Source organism: Pseudarthrobacter sp. PS3-L1 (genome assembly GCF_030063285.1).
Classification (GTDB): Bacteria; Actinomycetota; Actinomycetes; order Actinomycetales; family Micrococcaceae; genus Arthrobacter.
Map to the genome: position 1 here is coordinate 278,990 of NZ_JASISU010000001.1, position 12,331 is coordinate 291,320.

The 12,331-nt window shown below is 61.0% G+C and carries 10 protein-coding genes and 1 tRNA gene; 5 read left to right on the forward strand and 6 right to left on the reverse strand.

Features of this window, described 5'->3' with window-relative positions:
* Positions 1–182 precede the first annotated feature (182 nt).
* Positions 183–1,499: a phosphoribosylamine--glycine ligase gene (gene purD, locus QMG79_RS01350; protein ID WP_283537326.1), complete on the forward strand. Its 1,317-nt coding sequence runs from the start codon at positions 183–185 to the stop codon at positions 1,497–1,499.
* Position 1,500: 1 nt separating this feature from the next.
* Positions 1,501–2,439, forward strand: a complete 939-nt coding sequence (locus QMG79_RS01355) for a phosphoribosylaminoimidazolesuccinocarboxamide synthase (protein WP_283536773.1) — start codon at positions 1,501–1,503, stop codon at positions 2,437–2,439.
* Positions 2,440–2,450: 11 nt separating this feature from the next.
* Here QMG79_RS01355 and QMG79_RS01360 read toward each other — a convergent pair whose 3' ends face one another.
* Entirely contained in the window at positions 2,451–3,713 is a 1,263-nt protein-coding gene (locus QMG79_RS01360; RefSeq protein WP_283536774.1) for a helix-turn-helix domain-containing protein, read from the reverse strand.
* A 132-nt stretch (positions 3,714–3,845) separates the two neighbouring features.
* Between QMG79_RS01360 and QMG79_RS01365 the strand changes: the two genes are divergently transcribed.
* On the forward strand, positions 3,846–4,103 hold the full coding sequence (locus QMG79_RS01365; protein WP_283536775.1) for a hypothetical protein: 258 nt from the start codon (positions 3,846–3,848) through the stop codon (positions 4,101–4,103).
* Positions 4,104–4,297: 194 nt separating this feature from the next.
* Here the strand turns inward: QMG79_RS01365 and QMG79_RS01370 are convergent.
* The 5 genes from QMG79_RS01370 to QMG79_RS01390 all read right to left on the reverse strand — a co-directional run bounded on the left by QMG79_RS01370 (position 4,298) and on the right by QMG79_RS01390 (position 11,603).
* Positions 4,298–4,374, reverse strand: a tRNA-Pro gene (locus QMG79_RS01370).
* 98 nt (positions 4,375–4,472) lie between these two features.
* The gene (locus QMG79_RS01375) at positions 4,473–6,353 is read right to left on the reverse strand and encodes an ABC transporter ATP-binding protein (RefSeq protein ID WP_283536776.1); all 1,881 of its coding nucleotides are present in this window, start codon (positions 6,351–6,353) and stop codon (positions 4,473–4,475) included.
* Positions 6,350–8,212 (reverse strand): ABC transporter ATP-binding protein, encoded by a 1,863-nt coding sequence (locus QMG79_RS01380; RefSeq protein ID WP_283536777.1) that lies wholly within the window; start codon positions 8,210–8,212, stop codon positions 6,350–6,352. The genes QMG79_RS01375 and QMG79_RS01380 overlap by 4 nt, the downstream gene beginning before the upstream one ends.
* Positions 8,213–8,357: 145 nt before the next feature.
* A complete protein-coding gene (locus QMG79_RS01385) occupies positions 8,358–9,329 on the reverse strand; it encodes a metallophosphoesterase (RefSeq protein WP_283536778.1) in 972 nt (323 codons plus the stop codon).
* Positions 9,330–9,335: 6 nt separating this feature from the next.
* Positions 9,336–11,603: a transglycosylase domain-containing protein gene (locus QMG79_RS01390; RefSeq protein WP_283536779.1), complete on the reverse strand. Its 2,268-nt coding sequence runs from the start codon at positions 11,601–11,603 to the stop codon at positions 9,336–9,338.
* Positions 11,604–11,640: 37 nt separating this feature from the next.
* Between QMG79_RS01390 and sp36 the strand changes: the two genes are divergently transcribed.
* A complete protein-coding gene (gene sp36, locus QMG79_RS01395) occupies positions 11,641–11,796 on the forward strand; it encodes a Sp36 family protein (RefSeq protein WP_011693223.1) in 156 nt (51 codons plus the stop codon).
* Position 11,797: 1 nt separating this feature from the next.
* Positions 11,798–12,331, forward strand: a complete 534-nt coding sequence (locus QMG79_RS01400; protein ID WP_283536780.1) for a RidA family protein — start codon at positions 11,798–11,800, stop codon at positions 12,329–12,331.

Genomic DNA, 12,331 nt, shown 5'->3' on the forward strand with positions numbered 1-12,331 from the left:
GCACTTCGAAGCTGCGCAGCCAAAGGATGGCTCAGGTGGGGGCATGGTCCTGCGGAGCGGGAGGGGTGTTTAGGCCTGGATTCTTCCCAGGCAGTTGTTGGCCTTGTTGCAGTCCGGCAAATCAGTCCAGCAACCAGTCACAACTTAGGCAGGCAACGCCTCACAAAGTACCCTTGGTGACTGTGAAGGTACTAGTCATTGGCCCCGGCGGCCGCGAACACGCCCTTGTCCGTTCCCTGCTCTCTGATCCCACGGTGTCCGAGGTTCACGCAGCACCGGGCAACGCCGGGATCAACAAACTGGTGCCCAGTCACGCCATTGATGCAAACAACCCCGACGCCGTTGCGGCCCTGGCCGTCCGTCTTGACGTGGACCTCGTGGTGGTTGGTCCTGAGGCCCCCCTCGCTGCTGGCGTCTCGGATGCCGTCCGAGCAGCCGGGATTCCGGTGTTTGGACCCAGCATGGCTGCAGCCCAGCTTGAGGCTTCCAAGGCATTCGCCAAGGAAGTCATGGCGGAGGCAGAGGTTCCCACGGCCATGGCAATGGTCGCTGCGACCGCAGAGGAAGCTGCCGCTGCCTTGGATACTTTCGGCGCCCCCTACGTTGTCAAGGATGACGGGCTGGCAGCTGGCAAGGGTGTTGTGGTTACCAAGGACCGTGATGAAGCCCTGGCCCATGCACAGACGTGCTTTGATGCAGGCGGCACTGTGGTCATCGAGGAGTTCCTTGACGGGCCCGAGGTCTCCATCTTTGTCCTTTGCGATGGCCGCACCACAGTGGCCCTCTCACCTGCACAGGATTTCAAGCGGATCTTTGACAATGATGAGGGCCCCAACACTGGCGGAATGGGTGCCTACACCCCGCTGGAGTGGGCACCGCCTGGACTGGTGCAGGAAGTCATTGACCGGGTGGCCCAGCCTACGGTCCAGGAAATGGCCCGTCGTGGCACCCCGTTCGTTGGTGTGCTTTTTGTGGGCCTGGCGCTGACGTCGCGCGGCACCCGCGTCATTGAATTCAACGTCCGCTTTGGTGATCCAGAGACCCAGGCGGTCCTGGCCCGGCTCAAAACCCCCTTGGGTGGGGTGCTGCTTGCAGCTGCCAGGGGCGAACTGGATCAGGCGGATGAGTTGCGTTGGTCAAAGGACACCGCAGTAGCCGTCGTCGTCGCTTCTGAGAACTATCCTGGACTGCCCAAGACAGGTGACCGAATCCGTGGCCTGAAGAAGGCTGGCGAGCTGGACGGCGTTCACGTCATCCACGCCGGAACCGCCTTGGATGACGACGGCAAGGTGGTATCAGCAGGAGGGCGGGTGCTCGCCGTGGTGGCTCTGGGCAGCGATCTTGTGGAGGCACGCGAACGGGCGTACGACGGCGTGGAGCTGGTGCAGCTCGACGGCGGGCAGTTCCGCACGGACATTGCGCGCAAGGCAGCGCGTGGAGAGATCCGACTGCCCTCGATCCACACATCCGCCCTTCCGATCGTCGCAAAGAAGGCGTGAAATGACTGACCTGACACCCGGTGGTTTCGAGACCACCGCCCTGGACCTTCCCGGGTGGACCCACGTCTACTCCGGGAAAGTGCGCGACCTCTACGTCCCGACGGATGAATCGATCGCACAGCGCCTCGGACAGGACTGCGTCCTGGTGGTGGCAAGCGACAGGATCAGTGCCTATGACCACGTCTTGACCAGCGAAATCCCCGACAAGGGCGCAATCCTGACGCAGCTGAGCCTGTGGTGGTTTGACCAGCTGGGGGTGGAACACCACGTTCTCGCCTCCACCGTGGCAGATGGTGTTCCGGAAGCCGTCGCCGGGCGGGCCATGATCTGCAAGAAACTGGACATGTTCCCGATCGAGTGCATTGCCCGTGGGTACCTCACGGGTTCCGGACTCCTCGAATACCGTGATTCCGGAACCGTCTGCAGTATCCCGCTGCCTGATGGGCTGGTAGATGGCTCACGGCTGGAAACTGCGCTGTTCACCCCGTCAGCGAAAGCCGAGGTGGGCGAACATGATGAAAACATCACCTATGACGCTGTGGTGCAGACGGTAGGACCCGACATTGCCGAACGGCTGCAGGAGCTGACGCTGCGGATCTACACCCGTGCCGAGGAGATTGCGCGTAGCAGGGGCATCATCCTGGCAGACACGAAAGTGGAGTTTGGCTTTGACGCAAACTCAGGCGCCATCACCCTGGGAGATGAGGTCCTGACGCCAGATTCCTCCAGGTTCTGGGACGCTGCCACGTATCAGCCGGGACAGGCCCAGGCGTCCTACGACAAGCAGTATGTCCGTGACTGGCTTACATCTGCTGAATCAGGCTGGGACAGGGCATCTGATGAGGCGCCGCCCGAGCTGCCAGCCGAGGTGGTGGCAAAGACCCGGGCCCGGTACGTTGAGGCTTTTGAGAAGCTGACCGGCGGGTCCTTCACGGCCTAGGGTGCTGCGGCTCAGCTGGCCTGGGCGGCAGCAGCACGCTGCTGCGCAAGCCTAATTTCCAGGAGCGTATCCATGACCTGCTGGACACGGTCCGCGGCCCCTGCGCTGGTGAACTCTTTTTGGGCCTGACTGAGGAAGTCCACTGCTTCGTCGGATTCTCCTGCTGCTTTGAGCGACTTGCCGAGCAGCAGCGAGACCTCGCCGGAGGTGTGGGTGGCCAGGTCCTCGCGTTCATGGTGGATCTCGCGGAGCTTTGCGATTGCGGCAGTGATGTCACCGGTAAGGTACAGCCAGCGTGCCCGGATGAAAGCCACTTCCAGCCGGTCCACGTTGTTCCCGCCAACAATGGAGAGCGCCAATTCCGCGCGCTCAATCGCTGCCAGGGTCTCTGGTTCGACAATGCCGGAGGAAAGCCGGACGGCGGCGGATGCCTTGTTGAACCTGGCCCACAGTTCAATGTCGTTGGCTGGCGAGAGGAGCTTGGCTGCGCGTTCGTGGTTGCGGATGCCCTCGGGGTAATCGTGGCGCATGAAGGCAACGTTGCCCACCACCCACGCAACCTCGCCGGCGAGCTGGGACATGGAAGTACCTTCAAGCTGGGTGTTCATGGCCTGGCAGAGGGCCCAGGCTTCATCGAGCCTGCCGCTTTCGGCAAGGGCGCCAATGAGCGCACGATGCGCCCCAACAATCAACGTGGAACCCTGAGGCAGGTGCGCGCTCAGGTCAACAGCTGCCTGTGCGTGCCGGACAGCCTCAGTCAGCTGCCCCTGCCCCTGATGGACTGCGGCGAGCATCTGGCGTGCCCGGACACCAAGCCCCGCTGACTCCTGGGCCATAGGGTGTTCGAGGAGATGTTCCATGATGCGCTGGCAGCCCTGCCAGTCACCCTGCTTGATCAGGGCCTCTGCCTGCATATATGTCATGTTCCACCAGGCGCTGGTGTTCTTCCCCTCAAGGGCAATCTGCGCCGCAGCTGCTGCATGGGAGGCCGCAAGGGGGTAATCGCGCAGGTCCCAGGCCTGCCGCGCGTAGAGACCGGCCAGGACATACTCGGCATCACTCAGGGAGATAGGCTGGCTCCACGCCTCAAGCGCTTTGGGGGCCAACTCAAGCCTGCGCGCCAGCTCCTCGATGATGTCCGCCGTCGGTTCGCGGCGTCCGGTCTCCAGCAGCGAGATGTAGCTGGGGGAGTAGAGGCCCTTCCCGAGCTCGGCCTGGGTCAAACCGCGTTCCAAACGCTCTGCCCGGAGCTTCTCTCCGAATCCGTTGCCCAAACCAGTCCTCCCTATAGCGCACAAATTTTTTCAGGTAATGCTTGACAGTACCTGTGGAAGCAATTTTACAATGTATGTCAACACGGACAGTGCCTATTGTGTAACAAATCCGACTCGTATTGAGGACAACATATGTTGAAGAAGATTGCTGCTGCGGCTGCCCTGGCGGGCATCGTGGCTCTCGCCGCAGGCACGCCGGCCGTTTTGTCTGCAGGCATTTCCTCGGGCTCTGCAAGCATCGAGGCGGTGGGCAACTGGCCTGATCCGATGACGTACAAGACGACGGTGGGCAACTGGCCTGATCCGATGACGTACAAGACGACGGTGGGCAACTGGCCCGACCCCATGACGTACAAGACGACGGTGGGCAACTGGCCTGATCCTATGTAGAGCAGCAGCTTCCTTCCAGCCGTGAGGCTCACGGCCCAAGACCCCGACTCAGGCTTTGGCATGAGGCGGGGTTTTCTGCGGTCGGCAGGCATCGAAGGGGGCTACAAAAATCACCTCTTTGCCGAGGCAGGCTGCAGAAAACAGGCGACGTGGGCAATAAAAAAGGGCCTTCGTATGAAGGCCCTTCTCTATTTTGGTCGGGATGACAGGATTTGAACCTGCGACCTCGTCGTCCCGAACGACGCGCGCTACCAAGCTGCGCCACATCCCGATCCGCTGCAAAAGCAACTTTTCAAGGATAGCGGACGCTGCTCTGGAAGCGAAATCCCCAGGAAACGGCGCAGCTGTCGGCAGGGACGCTGGACTGTCCTAGACCAGCGATTCCTTCCAGGCACCATGCAGGGTGGCAAACCGGCCACCACTGCCGATCAGCTCTGCGGGTGTGCCATCCTCCACCACGCGTCCGTCATGGATCACCAGGATGCGGTCAGCTGTCTCCACAGTGGAAAGCCGGTGGGCAATGATCAGTGCCGTGCGGCCTTCGGTGTCTCCCGACGGCGGGCGCCCGCCCGTGACGCGTCCTTCGGTTTCGTCAGGTGCTGAGGGACCGTGGAGGAGGTTTGCCAGACCCTGCTGGACCAGCCGCTCAGAGGGGATATCCAGTGAGGAAGTGGCCTCGTCCAGAATGAGGACTGCTGGACGAGCCAGGAATGCACGCGCAAAGCTGATGAGCTGCCGCTGCCCCGCCGAGACGCGGCCACCCCGCTTGTTGACGTCGGTGTCATACCCGTCAGGGAGGGCGGCGATAAAGTCGTGCGCCCCCACAGCCCTGGCTGCCCCCTCAATTTCAGAACGTGTGGCCGCAGGGCGGCCCAGCGCAATGTTGTCCGCCACCGAACCACTGAAGAGGAACGCTTCCTGCGTCACCATGACAATGTTGTGCCGGAGGTCTGAGGTGCTCAAATTGCGAAGGTCTACGCCGTCGAGGGTCAGCGATCCCGCGGAGACGTCGTAGAAGCGTGCAATCAACTTGGCAAGTGTGGACTTGCCCGCACCTGTCTGCCCCACGAGGGCTACTGTCTGTCCCGCAGGAATGTGCAGGTCCATGGTGGGGACAATGATTGGACCGGCCCCGTAGCGGAACTCAACACCCGTGAAGTTGATGGCTCCCCTGGCGTCCTTCAGTGGTGTTGCGTTTTTAGGTGGCCGGACGGTGGGGATTTCTTCCAATAGTCCTGAGACCTTTTCCAGGGCAGCCTGTGCGCTTTGGAATGCGTTGTAGAACATGGCCATCTGGTCCACCGGCTGGAAGAACCGCTTGGTGGAAAGGATGAGGGCAAGCAGGATACCTACAGCCAGGTCCCCATTGAGGACACGGAAGCCACCGCCGAGGAGGACAAATGCGACGCAGACATTACCGATCAGGACCAAGCCCGGCTGGAAAACGCCGTTGAGGTTGATTGAGCGCACTGTCACCAGGCGGTAACCCTCGGCAAGGGAACCAAACCGGGAGTCATTCTCGCGCTCCTTGCGGAAAGCCTTCACCGCGCGGATACCTGTCATTGTCTCGATGAAATGCACAATAAGGCCCGCAGAGACGACGCGCGACTCCCGGTAGGCGATCTGCGAGTGCTTCTGGTACCAGCGGGACAGGAGAAACATGGGCACGCCAGCTACCAGGACGATGAGTCCACTTTTCCAGTCCAGCGCGAAGATGGTGATCGCGGTGAAGATCATGAAGAGCAACCCGGAGGCGAGTGCGGAAACGCCGGAGTCCAGAAGCTCGCGCAGCGCTTCCAGATCCGATGTCTGCCTTGAGATGATGCGCCCCGAGGTGTATTTCTCGTGAAATTCCAGGCTCAGCTGCTGCGTATGCCGAAACACCCGAAGACGCAGGTCCAGCAGCATGGCCTGGCTCAGTTTCGCCGTCGATGTCACATACAGGGCGGTAAGGCCGGCAGTGGCAATAGCGGCTGACAGGTAGGCGACACCGGTGAATACCACTGGCATGCTGTTCCCGGCCCGCAGAGCAGGCAGGGCATTGTCGATGCCGAACGCGATCAGGGCAGGTCCTGCAACGCGGGCTGCCTGGGACAGCACCACCATGGCGATGGTCAGCCAGAAGCGCAGCCGGATGGGACGGATCAGTGAGTTGAGGAGGGCCAGAGATCTGCGCCGGAGCACCTTGCTCTCAGCCTTGGTGAGATTGGAATTGTCCTCATTGGCCGTACCGAAGTTTGTTGCGCTCATCGAGTGGCCTTCCCTGGCTGGTGAATCGTCAGTTCTGCCTCGTCAAGGTCCAGGCCTGTGGTCTGTTCAAGGGCGTCCAGGTCCGTCTCCAGGTCCGAATCCAAATCGTGGGCGTCCTCGTCCAAGCTGGCGATGACGTACCTGTAGTGGTCATTGGTGGAGAGCAGTTCAGTGTGTGTTCCAACGGCGGTGATTTGCCCGTTCTCGAGTAGGGCCACGCGGTCCGCCAGCGCCACGGTGGACGGACGGTGGGCCACAATCAGCGTGGTGGTATCCGCCAGAACCTGGCGCAGCCGCGTTTCGACAAGCTCCTCCGTCGATACGTCCAGTGCTGACAGCGGATCGTCGAGCACCAGGACTTTGGGCTTTGCTGCGATGGCCCTGGCCAGGGCTATGCGTTGACGCTGGCCTCCGGAGAGGCTGAGACCTTCTTCCCCAATGAGGGTCTCCAGGCCCTGGGGCAAGGAATAGACGAAGTGTGCCTGGGCCACATCCAAGGCCTCCGTCAGCACTTCATCACTGCGTTCCGAGGCACCCAGCAGGACGTTGTCGCGGACCGAACTGGAGAACAGGATGGTGTCCTCAAAGGCGACACCAACTACCTGGCGCAATTGTTCGACGTCGTACTCGCGAAGGTCCATGCCGTCGATCTGGACGGAGCCCGCGCTCACTTCGTAGAGGCGGGGGACCAATTGCAGCAGGGCACTCTTGCCGCTGCCCGTGATGCCCACCAGGGCCATGGTTTCCCCGGGCCGGACATCAAGGGTGATGTCTTTCAGGATGGGATGCTCAGGGGCATCCTCAAACGCGAAGCCTGCCTGCCGGAAACTGAGTGCACCCACAGTAGTTTCGGGACGACTCGGGTTCTCCGGGCTGGTAATGGTGTTTACCGCATCCATGACCTCGAAGTGCCTGTCGACGGCGGCCTTGGCGGTGAGTGCCATGGCCAACAGGGTGCCGGAAAATTCGACGGGCATGGCAATGACGGCCGCCGTGGCAAAAAACGCCACCAGCGCGCCGATGCTTAGTTCCCCATTGGATACCAGAACAACGCCGACAACAAGGCCAGATCCCAGGGCCAGCTCCGGAAGGAGAGTGACCACAAGCGAGAAAACAGCAAGGTGTTTGGCTTTCTGGATTTCCGTCTGGCGCAGTTCCTCCGCCTGGCCATTAAAATTGGCCAGGGCCTCTCGACTGCGTCCGAAGGCCTTGAGGACGCGGATGCCATGGACAGACTCTTCCACAGTGGTGGCCAAGTCTCCGGCCTGGTCCTGACTGCGCCGGGTTACCTGGCTGAAGCGGGTGCGGAAGCGGAAGCCGTAGATCATGATGGGCACAGCGGCGGCGAGGAAGATCAGGGCAAGCTGCCAGCTCATGGAGAACATGACGCCAATTCCGATAACAACTGTCAGTGTGGTGACCACCAGCATGATGGCACCGAACGCCATCCAGCGGCGCAGGAAGTTCAGGTCAGTCATGGCCCGGGAGAGGAGCTGCCCTGATCCCCAGCGATCATGGAAAGAGACTGTCAGGTTCTGGAGGTGGCTGTAGAGCGAGACCCGCATGTTGGTTTCGACGGTGGTCGCGGGGTTGATCACAAACTGCCGACGCAGGGCGACGAGTCCTGCTTCTGCGATGCCCAGCAGCAGGATGGCCCCGAATGCAATCCAGACGGCATCTGACGTTCCGCCTACCCGGAGGGTGTCGTTGATCAGTACCCGCAGTACCTGCGGAATGGTCAGCGCTACGAGGCTGGCCAGGAGTGCGCAGAGCAGGCCCATGACGAGCCGCGGAATGATGGGCTTGACGTGGGGGTAGAGACGGCTGATGGAGGAGAAGAATGAACTTTGCGTGGCCATGCGAACTTTTAAAGCCTCAATTTTTAAGGTAGTTTCCCGTAGCAACTACCTTATGACACGCGGGTGATCCGCTTCACAGGATTTGTTCCTGAGACCCGCACTTGCTCAGTTATTGCGTTTCGTGATGAGTGCGAGGCCTGGTACTTCAGGCCTCGGCCGACGTCCGCTCCGTCAACGTAAGGAGGACAGCCTCCGGGCGGCAGGCAATACGGATGGGGGCATACCGGGACGTTCCAATTCCGCCGGAGACGTTGACCGGCGTCGTATGTCCCTTGCTCTCCCAGGTGTGCAGGCCCTTGGCTCGCCAGGTGGGAAGGTCGCAGTTGGTCACCAGTGCGCCAAACCCAGGGACGCAGATCTGGCCACCATGCGTGTGCCCGGCCAGCAGTAAATCAGCTTCGTCCCGCGTGAAGTGGTCCAGCACGCGCTGGTAGGGGGCGTGAATCACAGCCACTTTCAAGTGCGGCGTCTGGTCCTGGCCGGAGGTGCCACGGGGCCAGCCTGCGTATTTTTCCCGCTGCAGATGGGGATCGTCCACGCCAGAAAAATCGAAGCGCATCCGGTTCATTACCAGCGATTGGTGGCGGTTGGTGAGGTCAATCCAGCCACCCAGGCCAAATTCGGTGCTCAGCTTGGTCCAGTCCAGGGGGACAGGTTCCTTTTTCCGCAGGGACGGACCGAAGAGATAACTCGCCGGGTTTTTCCAGCTGGGACCGTAGTAGTCATTGGAACCCGGGACAAAAACGCCAGGGAACTCGAACAGCGGTTTCAGCGCCTCGAGCAGGGGGTCCACGGCTTTGACATGGCTCAGGTTGTCACCTGTATTGACCACCAGATCGGGCCTGAGATCAGCCAGCGATGAAAGCCAGGCGGCTTTCTTGTGCTGGCCGGGGACAAAGTGGATGTCACTCAGGTGCAGGATCCGGAACGGCTGCTGCCCGGGTGGCAGGATCGCGAGGTTTTCCTCGCGGACGCCGAACTGGTTTTTCTCCCAGAGTCCGTAGCCAAAAGCCGCCGAGCCCACGGCTGCGCCGGTACCGGCAACGAATGCAGCGTTGCGGCCCACAGTGCGGGCACGCTTGGCAAGGCCGGAGAAGTCAGGTGCTGAGTACCTCATGCGCGATCAGTTACTCGGTGCCGGGGACGGCTCGGCACTCGGCTGCGCAGGTGTCCGGGGCTGCGCGGGTGTCCTGGGCTGGGCAGGCGCTGGCGCGGGCGCAGCGTTGATCATGTTGCTGGGCGGCGCCGGGAAACCGTCAGTTCCGTAATTGGGTGCGATTTCCCGCATGAAGTTCGAGAACATGGGGCCCGCCACCATGTAGCCGTCCAGGTTCTGGTAGAACTGCCCGTTGAACGTCAGATCGCGGCCTGGCCTGTTCTGGCTGCCGAGGGGATCGCCAAACCAGGCCGCAGTCGCAAGTCCGGTGGTGTGGCCAACAACCCAGGTGGACTCGTTCAGGTTGGAAGTACCTGTCTTGGCCGCCACCGGGAAATTGGTGCGGGTGGAGATCCTTGGCTGGATCAGGGAGCCGGAACCGCGGTTGAGGACTTCCTGGAGAGCGTAGTTCACGCCGCGGGCAACTTCAGGCTTGATGGCATCGCGGCAGTTGCTGGCCTGGGCAGGAAGATCGGCGCCGGAAGCATCCTTGACGGAGGTGATGGCAATCGGTTCGCAGTACTTGCCGTCATTGGCAAACGTGGCGAAGGCGCTGGCCATGGTCAGGGGAGACGTCTGGGTTGACCCAAGCAGGTTGCCCAGGGAGAACATGTTGACCTTCGGATTTGGAACAAGGTTTCCGTTTTCGTCAGTGGATGGCAATCCGCTGTGAATGCCCACGGCGTCAACGATCTTCTGAATGCCGCAGAAATCCAACTGGGCAGCCGAAGCAAACGTTGCAGTGTTGATCGAGTTGTAAAGTCCCTCAAGAACCGGCATGGACCGGTAGTAACCATCCTCGGCGTTCTGCAGGTCGTCAGCTTCGTCGGGGTTGGTTGTGTCGTAGGCGCCGGTCACCACACCGCAGGTGTTTCGCCAGGGAAAGTTAGCGGAATACCTGCGCTGTGCAGCGTTGACTGTGGTGTTCATGGACTTGCCCTCGTTGAGCCACTCAGCAAAGGTGAAGGGCTTCATGGTGGATCCTGGCTGGGCTCCACCGAGGCCGTTGAGGTCATTACCGTCCTTGTCCAGCTTGTCCACGGCGAAGTTGACCTGGGAATCAAACTTTCCGTCCGCGGGCAGGAACACGGTGTTCTGCGCCATATTCGTGATCTCGCCGGTGCCAGGTTTCACGGAGACCATGGCTGAGCCCCACTTGATCTCATTGGCTCCCGCCGAGGCGTCCACCTGGGCTTGTGCGGCATTTTGTGCTGCTGGATCCAGGGTGGTTTTGATGGTGAGGCCGCCACCATAGATTCGGCTGACCCGTTCTGCCTCGTCTGCGCCGTAGGCCGGGTTATTCAGCAGGAGGTGCAGCACGTAGTCGCAGAAGTACGGTGCGGTGGTGGCGTACGCACAGCCCTGCCTGGGCTGGGTCACGTTGGTTTCCACCGGAGTGGCCACGGCGGCGTCGAAGTCGGCCTGCGTAATCTTTCCCTGGTCCAGCATCAGGCCCAGAACCAGGTCACGGCGGGCTTTGGAGTTTTCCGGGTTGGTGATGGGATCAAAGGCACTGGGGCTGTTGACCAGCCCAGCCAGGAGCGCTGCCTGGGGGAGGGTCAGGTCTTTGGCGCTGGTGCTGAAGAAAAACTTGGACGCAGCCTCGATGCCGTACGCGTCACGGTTGAAAAAGACGATGTTGAGGTATCCCTCAAGGATCTGCTCCTTGGTGAATTCTTTCTCCAGGGAAATGGCGAGCTTCATCTCGCGGAGCTTGTCCCCAACACCCTTGTTGCCGTTGAGGAGAATGTCCTCGTCCTTGCCCTCGGCTGCGTAATTGGAGTTGAGGACGTTGTTCACGTACTGCTGCGTAATGGTCGAAGCACCCTGTTTGTTGCCTCGCGCTGTTTCGACCACTGCGCGGAGGATACCTGTGGTGTCTACCCCGCCGTGCTCATAGAAGCGGCTATCTTCCACGGCCAATACGGCATCCTGCATGAAAGGAGAGATCTGGTCCAACGAGACCTTTGTCCGGTTCTCCGTGTACAGCGTGGCAATGGGGCTGTTGTCCGCAGCCAGGATGGTAGTGGACTGATTGGGCGGATCCACCTTCAACTCAGCAGGGAGAGTGTCGAAGAATTCGATGGAGCCACTGGCTGCGTTGCCCGATACTGCGGCGGCCGGGACCAGCAGGCCAGCCACCAGAACACCACAGAGAGCGCTCACGCCAAAGAACCCAAGGATCTTCCCCAGGGTGGTTGCAGTGTCAAAAAGAGGGTTCTTACGGGCAGCCATGTTTCCCACTTTACCGGCAAGGACTAGGCTTTAGCTCATGACCAAATGGGAGTACGCAACGATTCCGCTCATCATCCACGCTACAAAGCAGATCCTTGACCAGTGGGGAGAGGACGGCTGGGAGCTAGTGCAGGTAGTCACCGGCCCTGACGGCAACGGCCTTGTCGCCTACCTCAAGCGGGAGAAGCAGTAGCGTGTCAATTCCCTCAGAGGCCAGCAACGGCGCGGCCGCGGCTCCAGTTTCGGCTGTCGAAAAGCGTTTGGCCGAACTTGGCATGAGCCTTCCGGACGTTGCCGCGCCGGTGGCGTCCTACGTCCCCGCCATGATCTCGGGAAACCACGTTTACACCTCCGGCCAGCTGCCGTTTATTAACGGCAAACTCCAAGCTACGGGCAAGGTGTCGATCGGGAGCGAGTCCTACGCCGACGAAGTCACCGTTTCACCCACCGATGCTGCAAAATACGCCGCGGTCTGCGCCGTCAATGCCCTAGCGGCCATCAAAAGCGTCATTGGCGATCTGGACCGTATCACCCGGATCGTCAAAGTTGTTGGTTTCGTCGCCTCGGATCCCACTTTCATTGGCCAGCCGGCAGTGATCAACGGAGCATCCGAGCTCCTGGGCAGTGTCTTCGGTGAGGCAGGCCAGCACGCGCGCTCCGCCGTCGGCGTTGCAGTTCTGCCACTCGACTCGCCGGTGGAAGTCGAACTGATCGCGGAATTCAGCTAG

Coding starts and splice junctions, on each gene's coding strand:
- QMG79_RS01365 (WP_283536775.1), top strand. CDS start 3,846: ATGTTGAAGAAGATTGCTGCTGCGGCTGCCCTGGCGGGCATCGTGGCT.
- QMG79_RS01390 (WP_283536779.1), bottom strand. CDS start 11,603: ATGGCTGCCCGTAAGAACCCTCTTTTTGACACTGCAACCACCCTGGGG.
- QMG79_RS01355 (WP_283536773.1), top strand. CDS start 1,501: ATGACTGACCTGACACCCGGTGGTTTCGAGACCACCGCCCTGGACCTT.
- QMG79_RS01375 (WP_283536776.1), bottom strand. CDS start 6,353: ATGAGCGCAACAAACTTCGGTACGGCCAATGAGGACAATTCCAATCTC.
- QMG79_RS01385 (WP_283536778.1), bottom strand. CDS start 9,329: ATGAGGTACTCAGCACCTGACTTCTCCGGCCTTGCCAAGCGTGCCCGC.
- QMG79_RS01380 (WP_283536777.1), bottom strand. CDS start 8,212: ATGGCCACGCAAAGTTCATTCTTCTCCTCCATCAGCCGTCTCTACCCC.
- sp36 (WP_011693223.1), top strand. CDS start 11,641: ATGACCAAATGGGAGTACGCAACGATTCCGCTCATCATCCACGCTACA.